Genomic DNA, 19,928 nt, shown 5'->3' with positions numbered 1-19,928 from the left:
GATGCCATCCTCCGGCCCGGCCCGTATGGTCGCTGAAATGAGTACCAGCCCAAAGCAGATCGCCGTCGAGAACGAGCGGATCGCCGCCCTCGGCACCTATCGCGCGGCCGACGGAACCCTCATCGACATCACCGGTGCACTGTCCGAGGCCCGCGCCTGGACCCACTGCTTCGAACCCGACGAGGAGCTCTACAACCGAGACCTCGGACCGTTCACCGGACGCCCCGAGGTCACGGCCGAAGGCAGCATGCAGGCCGCGCGCCGGCTGCACGAGGAGGGCGGAAGGGCCATCGCCGTCCTCAATTTCGCCTCCGCCCGCAACCCCGGCGGCGGTTACCTCCGCGGTGCGCGCGCCCAGGAGGAAGACCTGTGCCGCAGCGCCCTGCTGTACCGCTGCCTGCTCGAGACGCCCCGTTATTACGAGGCCCACCGCGCATCCGACGACCTGCGCTACAGCCATCGCGTCATCTTCTCCCGCGAGGTCCCGGTCATCCGCGACGACCGCGGTGCGCTCACCGCGCACACCTTCACCACCTCGTTCCTGACCTCGCCCGCCCCGAATGCCGGTGCACTGGCGAACCGTTCGGGCCGACGGGTCGATGTCCGCGAGATCCTGATCGCCCGCGCCGAACGGGTGCTCGCCGTCGCCGCCCACGAGCGCGTCCGCGAATTGGTCCTCGGCGCATGGGGATGCGGCGTGTTCCGCAATGACCCGAACGAGGTCGCCGAGGCGTTCGACCGGGCGCTCCAGATCCACGGCGCCGCCTTCGACCGCGTCGTCTTCGCCATTTGGGACCGCTCCCCCGTCTCGGCCAACCGCGCCGCATTCGAAGCCCGCTTCGGGCAAGCGGTTTCCCCCTAGCCGCGACGAAGTCCGATGGCGGGCAGCACCCTTCTCAGCTGCTTTTTCCGAACAGGTCCATCGTCCGGGTGTCGCGGAAGCGGTGCCATAGCGGTAATCCATGCTCAGATTGCAATATCTACAAACTCAGATAGTCGATTGAGGGCCGGGAAGCCCCGCCCCCTGGCTCAGCGGGCCAGACCCGTGCGATGGGCGTAGGCGATGGCCTGGCCACGATCCCGGACGCCGAGCTTGGCGAACAGCGAATTGATGTGCGTCTTCACGGTGCTGACGCCGATGAACAGATCCTTGGCGATCTCGGAGTTGTTGTGCCCCTGCGCCATCAGCCGCAACACGTCCCGCTCGCGGTCGGTGAGGTCGGCGGGCGGTTCGGGCGGCGCGTCGAGGGCGGAGAGCAGGCGGCGGCCCACCTCGGCGGCCAGGGTGGTGTGACCGCTCGCGACGGATCGTATGGCCGCGGCGATTTCCGCGCGACCGGCGTCCTTGGTGAGATAGCCGCGTGCGCCCGCCCGCAGCGCGCCCGCAATGGAGGCGTCATCGGCGTAGGTGGTGAGCACCAGGACCGCCGTCTCGGGATACTGGGCCGTGACGGCGGCGGTCGCGACCACGCCGTCGATGCCGGGCATGCGCAGGTCCATCAGCACCACACGGGGTTTCACCCGCCGCACCAGCTCGACCGCTTCCGCGCCGTCGCGGGCCTCCCCCACCACCCGCATATCGGGCAGCAGCGACAGCACCGTGGTGAGCCCGTCGCGCACCGTGGTCTGATCGTCGGCCACCACCACCGTGATCACTTCCGCGGCAGCAGGATTCGTACCGTCCACCGACCCTCCTCCTTCCCTGCGGACAGCAGGCCGCCCGCCGCCTCGATCCGCTCCCGCATACCCAGCAGTCCCGCCCCCGATCCAGTGCTGCCGAGCGGCATGCGGTGCGCGGCAAACGGATTCGATACCACTGCCTCCAGCGACGCGCCGCTGCCGCGCAGCGTGAGCGTAACCGGTTGCCCGGGTGCGTGTTTGCGCGCATTGGTGAGCGCCTCCTGCACCGCGCGGGTCAGCGCCACGGCCGCCTGCTCGTTCGCCGGATCCACCGCGACATCGAATCGTTCGGCGAGCTGTCCGCCGGCGGCGCGGTGCTCCTCCACCACCCGGCGCAGTTCGGCCGCCGCGTCGAAGCCGCCCGACCGCAGCGTCCCCACCACCCGGCGAGCGTCGGCCAGCCCGGACACCGCCAGCCGATGGGAGGCCTTGACCCGCTCCGCCGCCCGGTCCGTCTCCCCCGCCTCCAGCAGTGCGTCCGCGGCGTCGAGCTGGAGCACCAGACCGCCCAGGGTGTGGGCGAGCACATCGTGGATGTCGCGGGCGATGCGCCCGCGCTCGGCCAGGGCGGCCGCCCGGTCCCTTTCCTCGCGGATGATCCGATTCTGTTCCACCAGTATCCGATTGCGCTCCGCGCCGACCCGGGCCTGGCGACGACTCCAGCCCGCCATGCCGACCACGACCACACCGACCAGCAATCCCACCAGCGCCCCCGGACGCGCCCCGTCCACCAGTATGGAGACGCACATCAGCACCGAAGTGGACACCGCGATCGCCAGACCGAACCACAGCGGCGCGCTCAGCATGCCGAGGGCGATGAATACCGTGGCCAGGGCGGTGATTCCGGAGCCGACCGACTGAGCGACGGTCGATCCCCCACCGATGGCCATGACGCACAGGCAGATTCGTTCCCGCCGCCACTGCCGTGCGGGCATCACTACCCACGCCGCCCAGCCCAGCCACGACAGCACCACCAGCACCGCCACCCACGGCCGGTGGAACAGGGCCACATTCGCCGAGGAGGAAACCACGGCGACGAGCCCGACCAGGCGCAGCAGCCTGGACAGGCTCGAGGGTGGGTCGATGATGGACATCGGTCTCAGTGTGCCGCAACCGGGTGCACCTGCTCGGCACGCCGGGCCAGCACCAGCGCCCGGCCCGCCCGATTGAGCGCCACCACCAGCAGGATCGCCCCGACCGAGGTGACGGCCACCGCGCCGGCCAGGTGCGCGACCACGTCCACCCCGATGCGCGCCACCAGCAGCAGCAGCGATCCGGCCCACCCGGTCCGCGCTTCCAATCCCGCGGCGGTCCGGCGCACCTGCGACAGCACGCCCATCAGCACGCCGATCCCGACACCCAACACCGCCGACAAGGCCAGCAGCGCCACCGACATCACCCCGAGGCCGCCGCCGGTGACCACGGACCTCATCAGCAGAAACCCAACCAGCCCGAGAATGATCGGTCCCCGCCACAGCCGATTGGCGTCGAGGACCTGCCATTGGGTCTGCCGGTACATGATCCATCCGATCACCAGCACCGCCACCGCGCCGTCGACCACCGCATTCTGCAAGTTCATGCCTCTACGGTCGCCCCGCGAGCCGCCTCCACCCACCACCCCGGGGTGGAGACCGGGTGGGTTCCCGCCCCCGCCACCCACATGCCGGTCAGTCGGGCCATACGGGCGGGCGCTTCGCCAGGAAGGCGGCCATTCCCTCACGGGCGCCGGGCAATTGGGAGGCGGCGGCCATGACCTCGCGGGCGAGGGTGTAGGCGTCGGCCTCGGGACGATCGAGCTGGGCGTAGAGGGTGCGTTTGCCGAGCGCCTTGCTGGCGCGGCTGCCGCGAGTCGCGCGGGCGAGCAGGTCGGCGACGGCGTCGTCGAGGTCGGCGTCGGGTACGGCGTAGTTGATCAGACCCCAGTCGACGGCGGTGCGGGCGTCGATGACGTCGCCGGTGAGAGCCAGCTCCATGAGGCGTTTGCGGCCGATCGAGCGGGCGACCGGGACGGCCGGGGTGTGGCAGAACCAGCCGCCCTTGCCGCCGGGGAGGGCGAAGCCGGCGGAGTCAGCGGCGACGGCCAGGTCGCAGGACGCGACGAGCTGGCAACCGGCCGCGGTGGCCAGCCCGTGCACGCGGGCGATCACCACCTGCGGCACTGTCTCCATGGTGGCCATGACCTGCTGGCAGAGGGTGAGCAGGTCGCGCACGCCGAGCAGGTCACGGGCGGCCACATCGGCGAAATCGTGGCCCGCGCTGAACACCGGCCCGGCCGCGGCGAGCACGATGCCGGTGGCGTCGGTGTCGCCCGCGGCGCGGAACGCGGCCAGCAGTTCGGTCAGGTGGTCGGCGGACAGCGCGTTGCGGCGGTCCGGGCGGTTCATGGTGACGGTGACGGTGTCGCCGTCGCGCTTCACGAGCAGGTGGCGGTACTCCGCGGTCATGCCATCCACCGTAATGCGGAATACCGCCTTTCGCGGGTCACCCGGGTGCGGGCGCCGGGTTCAGGCGCAGCCACTGCCCGGTCGAGGGAATCCCATCGGTGTCCACCACGACCACGAGGTACCAGCCGGGCGGGGCCAGCGCCGGGTTCGAGGGCAGCGCGACGGTGAGGGCGCCGGGCGCGGCCGAGGTGATCGGCAGGTCGATCAGCCGCTGGTTGTTGTCGCAGGAGTGGGTGCACGAGGTGGGGTGCAGCAGGCTGGCCTCGCGCACGGCGGCCGTGGTGGTGAGTGTCAGGGTCGCACCGTATTCCGCTGTGCCGCTCGACATCTGGAATTCGGGACGGGCACCCTTGAACAGGTAGGGCGGCCAGAACATCTCGATGCGCAGTTCCTCTGTCTTGCGCAGCGGATTCGATCCGGCGGTCACCACCTTGCCGTCCGGTGTCAGCAGCGCCACCGAGTGATACAGCCGCGCTACCCGCTCCGGCGCGGTGGGCGACCAGGTTCCGGCGACCGGATCGTAGATCTCGCCGTGCGGCGGTACCGAATCCGCCATCTCCTCCATGCCCGAACCGCCCGCGGCCAGGACCGTGCGGTCCGGCAGGATCACCGCGCACACGTGCATGCGGGCATACGCCATGGCAGGACCGGCCTGGTACGCCGGAGCGGCCGCGCTCAGATCCACGATCCGGGTGTCCGCGGCGGCCATGCCGGGACCGTGCGGGTCGACGCTGCCGCCGCCGATCAGCATGACCCGCTGCGCCTGCGCGGGCGGCAGCAGCACGCTGGTGGACTGGCTGCGCGACTCCGGATCGACGAGCCCCGGCACCTCGGTGACCGCGCCGGTGGCGGTGTCCCAGATCGAGGGGTGCATGCCGTTGTTGGTGCCGAACTGCCCGCCGGTGTAGAACACCCGGTCGTCGGCCAGCAGTATGAGGTGCGCGTACATCGGAATGGGCCCGGGCACAGGCAGTTTCGACCAGGTCAGCGTGACGGGGTCGAACAACTCGGGCGTCTCGGACAGGAACCCGTCCTCCCCCAGGCCCGAGACCGCCACCACCGCACCGTTTTTCAGCGCGGCCAGGGTCGGATACCAGCGCCCGGAGACCATATCGGGCTGCCGGTTCCAGGTCAGCGACTGCGGGTCGAACAGCAACGCGTCGCGCAGCCCGAGGAACGGGTCGTACTGCTCGGTCCCGCCCGCGGCCAGCAGCCGGCCGTCCGGCAGGAACGCCTGCCCGGAACAGAACATGTCGAAGGGCGTCGCGGGCGCGTCCAACCCCGGATTCGGGTAGTGCCACACCCGCGTGCGAAAGTCGTGGGCGTTCAACCGATCCGGGTCGTTCCCGGATCCGGCGAAGAACAGTACATCGCCGGTGTGCAGCAGGGCGGCGTGCACCGGATTGATCTCGGTGCCGAAATCCAGGATGCGCCAGGCGCCCTGGGTGTCCGCGATGGCCAGATCGGTGTCGAGGTCGAGGACGCGCAGGTATCCGGCATTGCCGCCCTGCGGATGGTCGATGGCGCACACCACCAGCTGCGGCAGGCCACCGGCACCGGGCAGCAGCGCGACCGCCGCGCCCTCGTTCTCCCAGAAGCCCCAGTCCGGCACGTGCGACCAGCGGCTCCAGCCGTCGACGCAGTGCCCGGTGCCGTCCAGGCCCCAGCCGATGGTGTAGAGCCCGGCATTGCCGTTCTGCGGGTGATCGATGGTGAAGACGATGAGTTCGGGCCGCCCGTCCCCGTCCAGGTCGGCGACGGTCATGCCCGCGCCCTGGTTCTCCCACCCCCACCAGTCCGGAATCGCCAGCCACGGCGTCCATTCCGCGACGGAGCCATCCGCACCGAGGCCTTTGGCGAGCCGGAACTGGCCGCTGTTCTGCCCGACCGGATTGTCGACGGTCATGACGACCAGGACCGGCTGCCCGTCGAGGTGGGTCAGGCAGATATCGGCGCCCTGGTTCTCCCAGCCGTACCAGTCCGGAATCTGTTGCCACGCAGTCCATCCGCCGGTCACGGTGCCGTCGGGGGCGAGGTCGCGACCGATGCGGTAGTAGCCCTGGTTCTGGCCGACGGGGTTGTCGACGAGGAACACCACCATGTCCGGGCGGCCGTTGCCGTTCAGGTCGGCGATGGCGATGCCCGCGCCCTGGTTCTCCCAACCCCACCAGTCGGGCACCTGTAGCCAGGGGCCCCACTCGCGGACGGTGCCGTCAGCGGCCAGGGCGTGGCCGACTCGATAGTTTCCGGTGTTCTGACCTGGCGGATTGTCGACCATGAGGACCACCGCGTCGAGGGTGCCGTCGCCGCTCAGATCGGCGACGGCGAGACCGCAATCCTGGTTGTCCTGTGAGAACCAATCCGGGATGGGAACGAATTGTCCTGCCACACAAGCAATCATGGCGGCCCGGGGCGATTTCGGCATCCCGTTTCCGATGTCCGGATAGTCCGGATGCCCATTCGCGCCAGGTTACGGAAAACGCACCCCGGCGACCCGGGCACCCATTACTCTCCGAAACGCTCTCGTTTCACACCCTTGAGGACACATCATGAGAAAGACAGTCTGGGCCAACGGCCTCGCACTCACCGCGGCAGCCATCCTGGCCTCCACCGGCACCGCCAATGCCGTCGGCACCAGCATGAGTACCGATGCCACCTTCAAGGTCGGCGTTGACATCCAACCCGGTGTCTATAAGACCACGACGGCCGCCACCGTGTGCGCCTGGGCGCGGCTGTCGGCCATCACCCCCGACGCCAGCGCCACCATCCAGGCCGGCGGCGCGGTCAACGGCACCGTCACCGTCGAGATCAAGCCCACCGACGTCGCCTTCTTCACCAGCGGCTGCGGCACCTGGACCCTGCAGACCACCACCACGAACACCGGCTCCTCGGGCCTGTCGAATCTGATCAGCGGCAGCGCGAGCGGCAGCAGCCTGCTCTCGACCGGCTCCGCCTCCGCCTCCAGCTAGCCGATCCGGCATCGGTGAGCCGTCTACCCGGAGGTGGCGGGTTCACCGGGCCGGGAGGGCCGGGCAATCCGCAGTGCCCGCCCTCGCGGTGACTCAGCAGTCGCAGCAGGTCTCCTCACAGCAGCAACAGGATTCCTCACAACAGCAGCATCCTTCGCCGCAGCAGACGCAGCCCTCACAGCACGGCAGGCAGAAGCCACTGCGGCGCCGCGGGGCGGGACCGTAGTAGCCGGGACCCGGGCCGTAGCCCGGAGGCGGGCCGTAACCGGGCGGCGGCGGACCCCACGGGCCCGGCCCCGGACCACGGCGACGCCAGCGGCTCAGCGGCGCGGTGGCCGCACCGTGATTCGCGCAGGTGTGCGCGGGACCGCCGAAGGTCCTTGTCACCGACCGGTTCAGCTCGTGCTTCAGCAGTTTGTGAATCAGCCGTCCATCGGTGAATTCCACGTCGGCCAAGGCCAATTCGATACCGAGCAGGGCATCGGTGCACAACCGGTGTGCCTCGATCACCTCGGTCCCCGTGGCGGCCAGCGGATTCCACTTTCCGTGCGCGAGATCCTCGTCCAAGTCCTCGACGGCATCCACGAGATGCGCTATGCGGCCGAACAATCGGCCGACCTCCGACAGCGCCGCCTGGTTTCCCGGGCGTCCCGCCAGGACGGCGGTGTGGCCGAAGGCCGCGGCGGTCGCGGTCTCGGTGGGTTCGGTGACCTCCAGCAGCGGGGTGCCCACCGCGGCCGCGGCCTCCACCTCGCCCTGCCGGTCCACCGCGGTGACCAGCACGCCGGTGTCGAAACCGAGTCCGGCGCCGGTGGATTCGCCCTGCCGGGCCCAGCGCTGGGCGATGCGCCGGGCGGCGGGCCGGAATCCGGCCGCGCCCGCCACGCCGTCGTGATCGGCCACGTGATCGCGCACCTTGGCGGCGGCCAGCACCAGCGAGACCGTGGCGGCCAGCCGGACGCAGTCGCCGGTGGCGACGTCGGCGCGCTTCATGCCGCGCAGCGGGCAGGGCCCGGCCGCGCGGCGGGTGGGCGGCGCCGTGGACTGCGCCTCCACCAGGGCCGAGACGATCAGCCCGTCGTAATTGGTTGCCATGCGGGCGCTCTGACCATGGTCGTCACGCAGTGCCAGACAGAGTCCGCACAGTTGCGCCAGCCAGGCCCGCCCGAGTTCCTCGCCCAGCCGATGACGGCAGGGCCTGATGATGCCGAACACACCATCGACGGTAACCGCTCACGCGGCATTCGTCGCCCGGAAATCGAGATCACTCCCGAAATGGACGGCATGGATCGAATCTCACTGGGCGGCAAGGGCGGCGAACTCCTCGGCCAGCGGAACCGGGCGTGCCGACGACCACGCCAGGCTCACCTGCAGCGGCGCGAGGTCGGGAACCGGGACGTAGGCGATGTCCGGGCGGGTATAGAAGGTCACCACCGACAGCGGCAGGAACATGATGCCCCGGCCCGCGGCGACGTGCTCGAGCTTCTCCTCCACACTGTGGAAGACCGGGACGGTGGGGCGATCGGTGCGCAATTCGGTTGCCACCGCACTCCATTCGGGGACCATGTCCGGGTCCTGGAGCAGGTGCTCGTCGGCGAGGTCGCCGACGACGACCGCGTCCTTGCCCGCGAGGCGATGGTCGGCGGGCAGCACCACGACCCGGGGCTCGGTGTAGAGCGGGCGCACGACCAGACCGTGCGGGTCCACCGGCAACCGCACCACGCTGACGTCGACGCGGCCGTCATGGACCACCTCGATCTGGTCGAACCAGCCGGTGCGTACCAGATCGACGGTGAGGCCGGGGTGACGCTCGGTGAGCGTCCGCACCGCGGCGGTCACGATGAGGCCGGGCATGAAGCCGACGGTGAAGCGCTGCGTCCCCTCCCCGGCCCGAATCACCCTGCGCCGCAAGGCTTCCGCAGCGGCGAGCAGCGGTCTGGCGTCGGCCAGCAGCTGCTCCCCCGCCGCCGTCAGCGCGGTCCCGCGGCGATCCCGGGCGAACAGCTGCGCGCCCAGTTCCTCCTCGAGCGCGCGAATCTGGCGTGACAGGACCGGTTGCGCGATGAAGAGCTGCTCCGCGGCGCGGCCGAAATGCAAGTGTTCGGCCACCGCCACGAAGTAGCGCAGCTTGCGCAGATCGACATCACTCATGATGCCTTCAGGGTATTACAGGCGGCGGTATAGGTCTTGGACGGGAGAGGGTCGCGAAACCCAAGGTGGAGAGGCACACACGCACAGCATTCCCCGAAAGGAAACCCGATGTCTCTCGACGGACAGCACGTCGTCATCCTGGGCGGCACCTCCGGAATCGGCTACGCCGTGGCCGCCGCGACCGCCGTACAGGGCGCGAAGGTCACCGTCGTCTCCAGCCGCCAGGAGAACGTGGACCGCGCGGTGGCCGAACTCCCGGCCGGCGTCACCGGCGTGGTCGCGGACCTCAACGACGCCAACCGGATTCGAGCGATGTTCGATGAACTCGGCGCGCTCGACCACCTCGTCTACACCGCCGGCGAGCCGCTGCTGCTCTCCCCGCTGGCCGATCTGGATCTCGACGCCACGCGGAAGTTCTTCGAGCTGAGGTACTTCAGCGTATTGGCCGCGGTGCAGGCGGCCGCGCCGCGGCTGCGGGCCGACGGGTCGATCACCCTGACCAGCGGTACCGCCGGGCCGCGCCCCGTTCCGGGTTCAACGATCACGTCCAGCGTCTGCGGCGCGGTCGAGACCCTGACCCGGGCGCTGGCGGTGGAACTGGCGCCGATCCGGGTGAACGCGGTCATGCCGGGTGTGGTCCGGTCGCCGCTGTGGAACTTCCCCGAGGAGCTGCGCGAGCAGTTCTATGCCGACACCGCGGCCGCGACGCCGTTGCGCCGCATCGCCGAAGTGGACGATATCGCGCAGGCCTTCGTCTTCTTCCTCACCCAGCCCCACGCCACCGGCACCGTCCTGCCCCTCGACGGCGGCGCGGTCCTGGCCTGACCCGGACGTCGGGTGGCGCACCGCCGCGGGACCGGACGGATCCCCCAGCGGTGCGCCGGTCGGCGCCGGAACTACCGGCCTGCCGCGTGGCGGGCCGCCAGGTAACCGAACACGACAGCGGGGCCGATGGTCGCGCCGGGACCGGCGTAGGTGTGGCCCATGACCGGAGCGCTCGCATTGCCGGCCGCGTACAGGCCCTCGATCACCGAACCGTCCGCCCGCAGCACCCGGCCGTCGACATCGGCGCTCAGGCCGCCCTTGGTGCCGAGGTCGCCCGGCACCAGTTTCGCCGCGTAGAACGGACCCGTCTCCAGCGCACCGAGATTCGGGTTCGGGCGGTTGCGCGGGTCGCCGTAGTAGTGGTCGTAGGCGCTGTCACCGCGGCCGAAGTCGGGATCGGTACCGGCGGCGGCGAATTCGTTGAAACGGGTCACGGTGGCCCGGAGCTTGTCGACCGGGACACCGATCTTCTCGGCGAGTTCGGGGAGCGAGTCGGCACGGGTGAGCGCGCCCGACTTGAACCAGCGGCCGGGCAGGGGCTGACGCGGCGGGACACCCGCGAACTGGTAGCGGTTGCGGTAGCGCTGGTCGAAAATCAGCCAGGCGGGCAGGTTTTCGCCCGGGCCCTCGCCGTGCCCGTGCTCGCCGCCGTACATGCGGTGGGTGGCCTCGACATAGGGCAGGCATTCGTTCATGAACCGCTCACCGCGGTCGTTGACGACGATACTGCCCGGCAGATTGCGCTCGGCCAGGCAGAACCAGGCCAGCCGGGGCAACGGAATGGACGGGCCCCACCAGGCGTCGGCCATGAATTCCACCGCGCCACCGGCATTCTCGCCCGCGCGGATGCCGTCTCCGGTATTGGCCTGCGCGCCGACGGTCCAGTCGGTGCCGATCGGCTCGCGCTGGTACTGCTTGCGCATCATCTCGTTGTGCTCGAAGCCGCCGGATGCGATGACCACGCCCCGGCGTGCGGTGAGCACCCGCTCGCGCCCGTCCCGGCGCACCACCGCGCCCGTGACCCGGCCGTCCTCGGTGCGCAGGTCCACCAGCGGAGTGTCCAGCCACAGCGGCACATTCGCCTCCAGCAGGCCCGCACGCAGCATGGCGCTCAGGGCCTGGCCGCGGGCCAGGACGCGCCGGCGCAGCACGGCCGCCGCCAGCCACCGCCCGGCGACGCGCACGGCCGCCAGCGGACTGCGCGGATTGCGCAGGCCCAGATGCAGCTGCCGGAACTCGGCCTGGGTGATCACGACGTTCTTCGGTGCCTTCACGTAATCGGGCTCCAGGGTGTCCAATTCGGCGCCGAGACCGGTGGCGTTGTAAGGCATGGGCTCGATCGAGCGGCCGTGGCCGCGGCCGCCGGGCGCCTCCGGGTAGTAGTCGGAATAGCCCGGCACCCACCGCATGCGCAGCGGCGCGTGCGCGGCCAGGAAGTCGAAGGCCTCCGGCCCGCGGTCGAGGAAGGTGTCGATCCGCTCGGGCGGCACCCCGGGACCGACGATGTGCTTCAAGTAGGCTCGTGCGGCCTCGAAGTCATCGGCGGGCGCGTCCCGGCGCAGCACGGCATTACCCGGAATCCACACGCCACCACCGGATCTCGCGGTGGATCCGCCCCATGCCCGCGCCTTCTCGACGATCACCGTGGACAGTCCGTGGTGAGCGGCCGTCAACGCCGCGGCCATACCCGCCGCCCCCGACCCCACGACGATCAGATCGAATACCTCGTCAGTTGCCCTGTCCTGCTGCATGTTTCCTCTATCTTCGTGTTCTGTTGTAGCTATCCGCCCGCATGCCAACGGCTTTCAGCCGTGGCTCCGCCAGCGCTCCCCCGCCACGGCGTCCAGCGCGCCCTCGACGCACACCGCCAACGACATCTCCGGCTGCGCCGAATTACGCAGCCACTGCAGGTAACCGAACTCCGCCGCCGCCAGCATGAGATGCACGAGCAAACCCGGAGTGCTGTCCCGCTGGGGATCCCGGCCCATCCGCTGCGCGACGAGCTCGACCAGGCGCGTCCGATGTTCCGGGGTGATCAGAGCCACCCGCTCCAGCAGATGCGGAGCGGTGCGGAACGCGGCCCGCCACTGCTCGAGCTCCGCCGGGGCCAGCGCGGTGGACCGCGCCAGAATCGACTGCGCCAGCGCCACATCCGCGGGCTCGTCGCCGTCGCGCCCCTCGAGCAGCGCGACGATTCCCGACCCGCCCTCGCGGACCGGATCCAGCAGCAGATCCTCCTTGCTCCGCACATGCCGGAAGTAGGTACTGGCCGACACACCCGCCGCGGCGGCGATCTGCTCGGTCGTCACCTCCCCGAAGCCCTTTTCCGCGAACAACTCGTACGCCGCCCGCTGAATCTCGTCGCGCACCTGCCGGCGCTGCCGCTCCCGCAATGACATCCGTCGCCCTCCTTCGTTACAGCGAGTATCTGCCGATATGACAGTAGCTGTCAAGAAGGGACTCTATGTCAGCAATGCGGACAGCCTGCGACAAGGTCCTGACCAGCAAGATTCGGCGATCACTCGCCCGCGATTCCCACGCCCCCGCACCCGGGCGGCTGACGCTCCCCCGCCGACTCCCCTACCGCCGCAAATGAATTCATGGACGAGGCGACCCCGCACCCCACTCCCGGATTCCCCACCGACGAACGAGGCCGCCACCACCGTCGACCCCGCCTCGGCCCGCGGTCGTCGGCCTACTAGAGATCGATCTCCGCGCCCACCATCCCCCTCGGGCACCCCCGACCACCCATACGTCGAACGCACTCGCGCCGACGCCTACGAGGGCGCGGACCAAGCACCCGCGCCCTGCGGCCGCGAACCTAGGCCCGGCGCAGCGCCAGCACCGGGATGGTGCGGATACCGGCGGTCTTCACGGCGTACTCGCCGAAACCCGGGTATCGCCGGGCCTGTTCGTCAAAGATCCGGTCGCGGTCCGCGCCGGTCACCTCGATGACCTCGACCGGGAAGGTCTCGGTCCCGACCTCGGCCTCGGTCTTCCCCGCCTTGGTCAGGTTGTAGTACCAGTCCGGATTGGTGGGCGCGCCCGCGTTGGACGCGAAAACGTACACGGTCGCCGAATCCTGCTCATCGGCCAGGTACATCATGGGCGTCACCAGCTCCCGCCCGGTCTTGCGGCCCCGATGGTGCACCAGAATCATCGGCGCCCCCTCGAACGGCCCGCCGACCCGTCCCTCATTGGCCCGAAACTCGTTGATGATGTTCGTATTCCAGTCGCTCATACCGATCATTCTTCTGTATGAGCACTGCGGCCGAGGGGAGCGCCCCGGCGCGGCGTCCGCCGGAGATCACCCACTCGTGCCCGGAGACGGCGAAGGGCCGGGCATCCGGTGGATGCCCGGCCCTGTGCAGCGGAAACCGTTACGGCAGGGGGCCGCCGGCGGCGATCGCGGAGAGGGTGGCGAACTCGTCACCCTTCAGGGACGCGCCGCCCACGAGAGCGCCGTCGATGTCGGTCTGGCCGACCAGTTCGCCGACGTTCTTGGCGTTGACCGAGCCGCCGTAGAGGACCCGGACACCGGCCGCCACTTCGGGATTCGCCAGCTCGGCGAGTTCCTTACGGATGGCGCCACAGACTTCCTGCGCGTCGGCCGGGGTGGCGACCTTGCCGGTGCCGATGGCCCAGACCGGCTCGTAGGCGATGACGATCTTCGAGATCTCCTCGGCCGTCAAGCCCTTGAGGGAGCCGCGGAGCTGTTCGAGGTTGTACTCGACGTGGGTCTTGGTCTCACGGACGCCCAGGCCCTCACCGATGCAGACGATCGGGGTGATGCCGTACTTGAGCGCCTGCTTGGCCTTGGCCAGCACGGTGGCGTCGTCCTCGTTGTGGTACTGACGCCGCTCCGAGTGACCCACCACGACGAAACTGCAGCCCAGCTTGGCCAGCATGGAGCCGCTGATCTCGCCGGTGTAGGCGCCCTCGTCGTGGGTGGACACGTCCTGGGCACCGTAGGTGATCAGGAGACGGTCACCCTCGACCAGCGTCTGCACGCTGCGCAGGTCCACGAACGGCGGGATCACCGTCACGTCGACCTTGTCGAAGTACTTCTCCGGCAACGCGAATGCGATCTTCTGCACCAGAGCGATGGCCTCGAGGTGGTTGAGGTTCATCTTCCAGTTGCCGGCGATCAAAGGCTTACGTGCCATGGTTCAGTCCTCCAACACGGCGAGGCCGGGAAGTTCCTTGCCCTCCAGGTATTCCAGCGACGCGCCGCCACCGGTGGAGATATGCGAGAAACCGTCGTCCGGCAGACCGAGGGTACGCACGGCCGCGGCCGAGTCGCCGCCACCGACGACCGTGAACGCGCCCTTCGAGGTCGCCGTGGCGATCGCCTCGGCGACACCGCGGGTGCCGGCCGAGAACTTCTCGAACTCGAACACACCCATCGGGCCGTTCCAGAACACGGTCTTGGCCTCGGTCAGCAGCGCCGAGAAGCGGGCGGCCGAGTCGGGACCGATGTCCAGACCCATCCAGCCGTCCGGAATCTCGTGGGCGGGCACGGTCTTCGAGTCCGCGTCCGCGGCGAACTTGTCGGCCACCACGATGTCCACCGGCAGGTGGATGACGTCGCCGTACTTGTCCAGCAGCCCCTTGCAGGTCTCGATCATCTCCTCCTGCAGCAGCGAGGTGCCCACCGAAAGGCCCTGTGCCGCAAGGAAGGTGAAGCACATGCCGCCGCCGATGACCAGCGTGTCGACCTTGGGCGCGAGCGCCTCGATGACCGCCAGCTTGTCGGAGACCTTGGAACCGCCGAGCACGACCGCGTACGGGCGCTCCGGGCTCTCGGTGAGCTTCTTCAGCACCTCGGTCTCGGCCGCGACCAGCGTCCCCGCGTAGTGCGGCAGCAGCTTGGCCACGTCGTAGACCGACGCCTGCTTGCGGTGCACCACACCGAAACCGTCGGACACGAACGCGCCGTCGTCGCCGACCAGCTCGACCAGGGCACGAGCGAGCTTCGTGCGCTCGGCGTCGTCCTTGCTGGTCTCGCGCGCGTCGAAGCGAATGTTCTCCAGCAGCAGCACATCACCGTCGGTGAGGCCCTCGGAGCGGGCGAGCGCGTCCTGGCCCACCACGTCGCCGGCGAGCTGGACATTGCGGCCCAGCTCCTCCGACAGCCGCGCCGCGACCGGCGCAAGGGAGAACTTCGGATCCGGCTCGCCCTCGGGGCGGCCCAGGTGCGCGGTCACGATGACCTTCGCGCCGGCCTCGGCCAGCGCCTTGATCGTCGGCGCGGACGCGATGATGCGGCCCGGGTCGGTGATGACGCCGTTATCGAGGGGAACGTTGAGATCGGAGCGCACCAGCACGCCCCGGCCCTCGACGCCCTCGTTCAGCAGATCCTGCAGAGTCTTGATGGTCATCGGCGCTTAGAGGGACTTGCCGACGAGGCCGACGAGGTCGGCGAGACGGTTGGAGTAGCCCCACTCGTTGTCGTACCACGAGGCGACCTTGACCTGGTTGTCGATGACCTGGGTCAGCGGCGCGTCGTAGATGGAGGAATGCGGGTCGGTCACGATGTCGGAGGAGACGATCGGGTCGACGTTGTACTTCAGGATGCCCTTCATCGGGCCGTCCGCGGCGGCCTTCATGGCGGCGTTGATCTCGTCGATCGAGGCGGTCTTGGCCAGGTCCACGGTCAGGTCGGTGAGCGAACCGGTCGGGACCGGCACGCGCAGCGCGTAACCGTTCAGCTTGCCGAGCAGCTCGGGCAGCACCAGGCCGATGGCCTTGGCGGCGCCGGTGCCGGTGGGCACGATGTTCAGCGCGGCCGCGCGGGCGCGACGCAGATCCGAGTGCGGGCCGTCCTGCAGGTTCTGGTCCTGGGTGTAGGCGTGCACGGTGGTCATCAGACCACGCTCGATGCCGAAGGAGTCGTTGAGCACCTTGGCAATCGGGCCCAGGCAGTTGGTGGTGCAGGACGCGTTCGAGATGATGTTCTGCGAACCGTCGTACTTGTCGTCGTTGACGCCCATCACGATGGTGATGTCCTCGCCCTTGGCGGGCGCGGAGATGATGACCTTCTTGGCGCCGGCGGCCAGGTGGCCCTTCGCCTTGGTGGCATCGGTGAAGATACCGGTGGACTCGACGACTACGTCGACACCCAGGTCACCCCACGGCAGCGCGGCCGGGCCCTCCTTGATGGCCAGCGCGGTGATGCGCTGGTCGCCGACGACGATGGTCTCGTCGCCGTCCAGGGAAACGTCCTGCGGCAGGCGGCCGAGGATCGAGTCGTACTTCAGCAGGGTCGCCAGCGACTTGTTGTCGGTCAGATCGTTGACCGCCACGATCTCGATGTCGGTGGTGCCGAGGGCCTTCTGCGCCTCGACGGCTCGGAAGAAGTTTCGCCCGATGCGGCCGAAGCCGTTGATCCCTACCCGGACAGTCACGTTTTCGCTCCTCAGCTTCGCGGATCGTTTCCGTTGCGGTGCTAACCCTAGACCTGTAACGGAAACATCACGGACATACCCCCGCCACGGTGAACTACGAAACGTTCACTTTCGTCACATACGACCGGAAGCGCCGCGACCCTTGGGGTTGCGGCGCTTCCGGACGGAATCACCGTGCGGTATCGATCAGTTTAGGCGGCGGCGTGGATGTTTCACGCCTCTTCGAGCAGTTCTGCGGTGACAGCACTTTCGGTGTCGGGCACGCCGAGTTCCTTGGCGCGCCGGTCGGCCATCGACAGCAGCCGCCGGATCCGGCCCGCCACAGCGTCTTTCGTCATGGGCGGATCGGCCAGCTGGCCCAGCTCCTCCAGGGACGCCTGCCGGTGCAGCACGCGCAGCTTGCCCGCGGCGGCCAGATGATCCGGCACATCCTCGCTCAGTATCTCGAGCGCGCGTTCCACGCGGGCCGCCGCCGCCACGGCCGCCCGGGCCGAACGACGCAGGTTGGCATCGTCGAAATTGGCCAGCCGGTTGGCCGTCGCCCGGACCTCGCGGCGCATGCGCCGCTCCTCCCAGGTGAGCCGGGTGTCCTGCGCACCCATGCGGGTGAGCAGGGCGCCGATCGCCTCACCGTCGCGCACCACGACGCGATCGGTGCCGCGCACCTCGCGCGCCTTGGCCGAGATGCCCATCCGCCGCGCGGCGCCGACCAGGGCGAGCGCCGCCTCCGGCCCGGGGCAGCTCACCTCCAGCGCCGAGGAGCGGCCCGGTTCGGTGAGCGAGCCGTGCGCGAGAAACGCTCCACGCCAAGCGGCTTCGGCATCCCCGATGCTGCCGCCCACCACCTGGGCTGGAAGCCCGCGCACCGGGCGGCCGCGCACATCGAGTAAACCGGTCTGACGCGCCAGCGCCTCGCCCTCCTTGGAAACCCGTACCACGTACCGGGAGGTTTTCCGGAGCCCGCCGGCGCCGAGGACATGCACGTCCGAGCCGTATCCGTACAGCTCGAAGATCTCTCGGCGCAGCCGACGTGCAATGGAACCCATGTCCACCTCGGCTTCGACGATCACTCGACCGCCGACGATGTGCAATCCACCGGCGAACCGCAGTAGCGCGGACAATTCCGCTTTGCGCGAGCTCACCTGTGATACAGAGAGCCGGCTCAGCTCGTCCTTCACTTCCGCTGTCATCGCCACGAGACGCGCTCCTTTCCACCCAACCCGGACCGCACACGTTGGCCCATATGCCGTCCTTCGACTCGAAGCCCTGCCAATTCCGGCCGAGGTTGCCGGATCACCTGATCCAGTGCGGCGGCAAGCTTTCCGGGGTGGTGCCGGTCCGTCCCCGCCTCGGCGACATCAGCGAAGGTTACTCGCGCACGCAGCTGTTCGGCAGCTCTTGCCAGATGTTCGCGTTCCCTACCCTCGGGTACGGAACCGGAGTCCACCAGAACATGGTCGACTGTGAAATCCGGTGCGTGCTGGGACAATACATGCAGGTGCCGTTCGGCGCTGAATCCGGCCGTTTCGCCCGGTTCGGCAGCGAGGTTGAGCACCAGCACTTTCCGTGCCCGCGTGTGTAGTAGCGCTTCGTGCAATTCGGGCACCAGCACATGCGGGATGACGCTCGTGAACCAGCTTCCGGGGCCCAGCACCACCACGTCGGCGTGCTCGATGGCCGAGGTCGCCTCGGGGCAGGCGGGCGGGTCCGAGGGGATCAGCCGCACCCGGCGCACCTTACCCGGCGTGGTCGCCACGGCCACCTGACCGCGGATGCAGCGGCTCACGCGCGGATCGCCTTCCAGCCCAGACACATCCGCCTCGATGGTGAGCGCGATGGGCGACATGGGCAGCACGCGGCCGGTGATGCGCAGGACCCTCCCGGCTTCGTCGAGGGCCGCGACCGGATCGCCCAGCTCCTCGGTGAGACCCGCCAGAATCAGATTGCCCACCGAATGCCCGGCCAGCGCGCCGGTGCCGCCGAAGCGGTGTTGCAAAGTTCGCGCCCAGATGCCGTCGGCCTCTTCGGCCAAGGCCGCCAAGGCCATTCGCAGATCGCCAGGGGGCAGCATGCCCAGCTCGGACCGCAGCCGCCCCGAGGAGCCGCCGTCGTCGGCGACCGTCACCACCGCGGTGATCTTGCGGGTGAGCCGCCGGATGGCGGTCAGCGTCGAATACAGGCCGTGCCCACCACCGAGGGCCACGATGGCCGGATTGGTGGAGCGGACGGAGTCGTTCTCACTCATTCCCGCCCCAGATCCCGATGAACCACGCGCACCACGTCACCCGAGTCATTGCCCGCCGGGGCCGAGTCGCTGCCCGCCAGCGCCTCGCCCAGCGCCTCCGCTATCGCCACACTGCGGTGTTTGCCGCCGGTGCAGCCCACTGCCACGGTCATGTATCGCTTCCCCTCTTGGCGGTAGCCCTCGGTCGTCAGGTCGACGAGATGCCGCGCGGTGCCCAGGTAGTCCTGGGCGCCCGGCCGCGACAACACATACTCGCTGACCGGGGCGTCCTGTCCGGTCTTTTCGCGGAGTTCGGGAATCCAATGCGGATTCGGCAGGAACCGCAAATCGAACACCATGTCGGCGTCGAGCGGGACTCCGTATTTGAAACCGAACGATTGAACGGTCAGCTGTAGCACGGTGGCGGCGTCGCCGCCGTAGACCTCCTCGAGCTTGCGATGCAGCTGGTGAATGGACAGCGCGGTGGTGTCGATGACCACGTCGGCGGCCGTTTTCACCGGGTCCAGACGCTGCCGCTCGGCGGCGATGCCGGCGGTCAGAGTGCCGTCGGCGCTCTCGCTCTGCAGCGGATGGCGGCGGCGCGCGAACCCGAAGCGGCGGATCAGCACATCGTCGGAGGCCTCCAGGAACAGGATGCGGGTACGCACACCCGCGGCCCGTAACTGCTCGCCGACCGCGGCGAGGTTCCCGGTGAAGAAGCGGTTGCGCACGTCCATGACGAGCGCCAGTTTGCGGATGGGCGGTTCGGCGCCGCGGCCGAGATCGACCATGCGCCCGATCAATTCGGGTGGAAGATTGTCGGCCACGTAGTAGCCGAGATCCTCGAGCACCTTGGCGGCGGTACCGCGCCCGGCGCCGGACAGGCCCGTCACGATGACGACTTCGACCGGTGCGGAATCGGGTGCCGACCGCCCGCGGCGAGCGGTCGGCTGGGACTCACCTGTATCGGTTGCCTTGCTGTTTTCGGCCGTATCAGTACTGGCTTCGACGCGCGTCATGTCCTACCGGTTCGTGTCTGGAGTTCCCTCGATCATCCTGCACCGACACCCCGAAACGCGGCAGGCACACGAGGGGAGCGAGACACAGCTGTGATTTCCGCTCCCGACCTGCACACACGGCGTGTCGCAGTTTTGCTATTCGGCGTGTCGCACTCTACCCGGTGGGCCCCGATTCGACGCGCCTTCGCGGCGAACCGATGGGTCCGCAC

General features: G+C 69.3%; 19 protein-coding genes. 3 read left to right on the top strand and 16 right to left on the bottom strand.

Annotated elements, in window-relative coordinates; translation table 11 throughout:
* The first annotated feature begins 37 nt into the window (after positions 1-37).
* A complete protein-coding gene (locus tag ABZ909_RS24080; protein WP_357003267.1) occupies positions 38-862 on the top strand; it encodes a TIGR02452 family protein in 825 nt (274 codons plus the stop codon).
* A 167-nt stretch (positions 863-1,029) separates the two neighbouring features.
* Here ABZ909_RS24080 and ABZ909_RS24075 read toward each other — a convergent pair whose 3' ends face one another.
* The 5 genes from ABZ909_RS24075 to ABZ909_RS24055 form a co-directional block, all read right to left on the bottom strand.
* Entirely contained in the window at positions 1,030-1,686 is a 657-nt protein-coding gene (locus ABZ909_RS24075) for a response regulator transcription factor (protein WP_357003265.1), read from the bottom strand.
* Positions 1,653-2,774, bottom strand: a complete 1,122-nt coding sequence (locus ABZ909_RS24070) for a histidine kinase (RefSeq protein ID WP_357003263.1) — start codon at positions 2,772-2,774, stop codon at positions 1,653-1,655. Before ABZ909_RS24070 ends, ABZ909_RS24075 begins: the two co-directional genes overlap by 34 nt.
* Positions 2,775-2,779: 5 nt before the next feature.
* Positions 2,780-3,259 (bottom strand): hypothetical protein, encoded by a 480-nt coding sequence (locus tag ABZ909_RS24065; protein WP_357003261.1) that lies wholly within the window; start codon positions 3,257-3,259, stop codon positions 2,780-2,782.
* 88 nt (positions 3,260-3,347) lie between these two features.
* Complete coding sequence (locus tag ABZ909_RS24060; protein WP_357003260.1) at positions 3,348-4,124, bottom strand: enoyl-CoA hydratase-related protein; 777 nt, start codon at positions 4,122-4,124, stop codon at positions 3,348-3,350.
* 37 nt (positions 4,125-4,161) lie between these two features.
* Positions 4,162-6,513 carry a galactose oxidase-like domain-containing protein gene (locus tag ABZ909_RS24055; RefSeq protein ID WP_357003258.1) on the bottom strand — a complete coding sequence of 784 codons (2,352 nt, stop codon included), beginning with the start codon at positions 6,511-6,513 and terminating at the stop codon, positions 4,162-4,164.
* A gap of 160 nt (positions 6,514-6,673) precedes the next feature.
* Here ABZ909_RS24055 and ABZ909_RS24050 point away from each other — a divergent pair, with 160 nt between their 5' ends.
* Positions 6,674-7,093, top strand: coding sequence for a hypothetical protein (locus ABZ909_RS24050; RefSeq protein WP_357003256.1), 420 nt, complete (start codon positions 6,674-6,676; stop codon positions 7,091-7,093).
* 93 nt (positions 7,094-7,186) lie between these two features.
* Here ABZ909_RS24050 and ABZ909_RS24045 read toward each other — a convergent pair whose 3' ends face one another.
* Complete coding sequence (locus ABZ909_RS24045) at positions 7,187-8,308, bottom strand: DUF5685 family protein (protein ID WP_357003254.1); 1,122 nt, start codon at positions 8,306-8,308, stop codon at positions 7,187-7,189.
* 81 nt (positions 8,309-8,389) lie between these two features.
* Positions 8,390-9,244 (bottom strand): LysR substrate-binding domain-containing protein, encoded by an 855-nt coding sequence (locus ABZ909_RS24040; protein WP_357003252.1) that lies wholly within the window; start codon positions 9,242-9,244, stop codon positions 8,390-8,392.
* A 108-nt stretch (positions 9,245-9,352) separates the two neighbouring features.
* Here ABZ909_RS24040 and ABZ909_RS24035 point away from each other — a divergent pair, with 108 nt between their 5' ends.
* Complete coding sequence (locus ABZ909_RS24035) at positions 9,353-10,069, top strand: SDR family oxidoreductase (RefSeq protein WP_357003250.1); 717 nt, start codon at positions 9,353-9,355, stop codon at positions 10,067-10,069.
* Between the two features lie 71 nt (positions 10,070-10,140).
* On the opposite strand, the gene kstD is transcribed toward ABZ909_RS24035, so the two are convergent.
* The 9 genes from kstD to rapZ form a co-directional block, all read right to left on the bottom strand.
* Entirely contained in the window at positions 10,141-11,820 is a 1,680-nt protein-coding gene (gene kstD / locus ABZ909_RS24030) for a 3-oxosteroid 1-dehydrogenase (protein WP_357003248.1), read from the bottom strand.
* A gap of 54 nt (positions 11,821-11,874) precedes the next feature.
* Positions 11,875-12,468 carry a TetR family transcriptional regulator gene (locus ABZ909_RS24025; RefSeq protein ID WP_357003246.1) on the bottom strand — a complete coding sequence of 198 codons (594 nt, stop codon included), beginning with the start codon at positions 12,466-12,468 and terminating at the stop codon, positions 11,875-11,877.
* Positions 12,469-12,890: 422 nt separating this feature from the next.
* Positions 12,891-13,319 carry a nitroreductase/quinone reductase family protein gene (locus tag ABZ909_RS24020; RefSeq protein WP_357003244.1) on the bottom strand — a complete coding sequence of 143 codons (429 nt, stop codon included), beginning with the start codon at positions 13,317-13,319 and terminating at the stop codon, positions 12,891-12,893.
* Positions 13,320-13,449: 130 nt separating this feature from the next.
* Positions 13,450-14,235: a triose-phosphate isomerase gene (tpiA, locus tag ABZ909_RS24015; RefSeq protein ID WP_357003242.1), complete on the bottom strand. Its 786-nt coding sequence runs from the start codon at positions 14,233-14,235 to the stop codon at positions 13,450-13,452.
* A gap of 3 nt (positions 14,236-14,238) precedes the next feature.
* Positions 14,239-15,450, bottom strand: a complete 1,212-nt coding sequence (locus ABZ909_RS24010) for a phosphoglycerate kinase (RefSeq protein WP_357003240.1) — start codon at positions 15,448-15,450, stop codon at positions 14,239-14,241.
* A gap of 6 nt (positions 15,451-15,456) precedes the next feature.
* Positions 15,457-16,476 (bottom strand): type I glyceraldehyde-3-phosphate dehydrogenase, encoded by a 1,020-nt coding sequence (gene gap, locus ABZ909_RS24005; RefSeq protein WP_354837476.1) that lies wholly within the window; start codon positions 16,474-16,476, stop codon positions 15,457-15,459.
* 212 nt (positions 16,477-16,688) lie between these two features.
* Positions 16,689-17,672 carry a DNA-binding protein WhiA gene (gene whiA, locus ABZ909_RS24000; RefSeq protein WP_040858457.1) on the bottom strand — a complete coding sequence of 328 codons (984 nt, stop codon included), beginning with the start codon at positions 17,670-17,672 and terminating at the stop codon, positions 16,689-16,691.
* Positions 17,663-18,721 (bottom strand): uridine diphosphate-N-acetylglucosamine-binding protein YvcK, encoded by a 1,059-nt coding sequence (gene yvcK / locus ABZ909_RS23995; RefSeq protein WP_357003238.1) that lies wholly within the window; start codon positions 18,719-18,721, stop codon positions 17,663-17,665. The genes whiA and yvcK overlap by 10 nt, the downstream gene beginning before the upstream one ends.
* The gene (rapZ, locus tag ABZ909_RS23990; RefSeq protein WP_357003236.1) at positions 18,718-19,719 is read right to left on the bottom strand and encodes an RNase adapter RapZ; all 1,002 of its coding nucleotides are present in this window, start codon (positions 19,717-19,719) and stop codon (positions 18,718-18,720) included. Before rapZ ends, yvcK begins: the two co-directional genes overlap by 4 nt.
* Positions 19,720-19,928: the final 209 nt, after the last annotated feature.

Origin of the sequence: Nocardia sp. NPDC046763 (assembly GCF_040645495.1) — a bacterium.
Lineage (GTDB): Bacteria > Actinomycetota > Actinomycetes > Mycobacteriales > Mycobacteriaceae > Nocardia.
This window is presented reverse-complemented; position numbering and strand designations above follow the sequence as displayed.

Coding starts and splice junctions, on each gene's coding strand:
- ABZ909_RS24060 (WP_357003260.1), bottom strand. CDS start 4,124: ATGACCGCGGAGTACCGCCACCTGCTCGTGAAGCGCGACGGCGACACC.
- rapZ (WP_357003236.1), bottom strand. CDS start 19,719: ATGACGCGCGTCGAAGCCAGTACTGATACGGCCGAAAACAGCAAGGCA.
- tpiA (WP_357003242.1), bottom strand. CDS start 14,235: ATGGCACGTAAGCCTTTGATCGCCGGCAACTGGAAGATGAACCTCAAC.
- ABZ909_RS24065 (WP_357003261.1), bottom strand. CDS start 3,259: ATGAACTTGCAGAATGCGGTGGTCGACGGCGCGGTGGCGGTGCTGGTG.
- ABZ909_RS24010 (WP_357003240.1), bottom strand. CDS start 15,450: ATGACCATCAAGACTCTGCAGGATCTGCTGAACGAGGGCGTCGAGGGC.
- ABZ909_RS24040 (WP_357003252.1), bottom strand. CDS start 9,244: ATGAGTGATGTCGATCTGCGCAAGCTGCGCTACTTCGTGGCGGTGGCC.
- ABZ909_RS24070 (WP_357003263.1), bottom strand. CDS start 2,774: ATGTCCATCATCGACCCACCCTCGAGCCTGTCCAGGCTGCTGCGCCTG.
- ABZ909_RS24035 (WP_357003250.1), top strand. CDS start 9,353: ATGTCTCTCGACGGACAGCACGTCGTCATCCTGGGCGGCACCTCCGGA.
- ABZ909_RS24020 (WP_357003244.1), bottom strand. CDS start 13,319: ATGATCGGTATGAGCGACTGGAATACGAACATCATCAACGAGTTTCGG.
- ABZ909_RS24025 (WP_357003246.1), bottom strand. CDS start 12,468: ATGTCATTGCGGGAGCGGCAGCGCCGGCAGGTGCGCGACGAGATTCAG.
- ABZ909_RS24080 (WP_357003267.1), top strand. CDS start 38: ATGAGTACCAGCCCAAAGCAGATCGCCGTCGAGAACGAGCGGATCGCC.
- kstD (WP_357003248.1), bottom strand. CDS start 11,820: ATGCAGCAGGACAGGGCAACTGACGAGGTATTCGATCTGATCGTCGTG.
- ABZ909_RS24050 (WP_357003256.1), top strand. CDS start 6,674: ATGAGAAAGACAGTCTGGGCCAACGGCCTCGCACTCACCGCGGCAGCC.
- yvcK (WP_357003238.1), bottom strand. CDS start 18,721: ATGAGTGAGAACGACTCCGTCCGCTCCACCAATCCGGCCATCGTGGCC.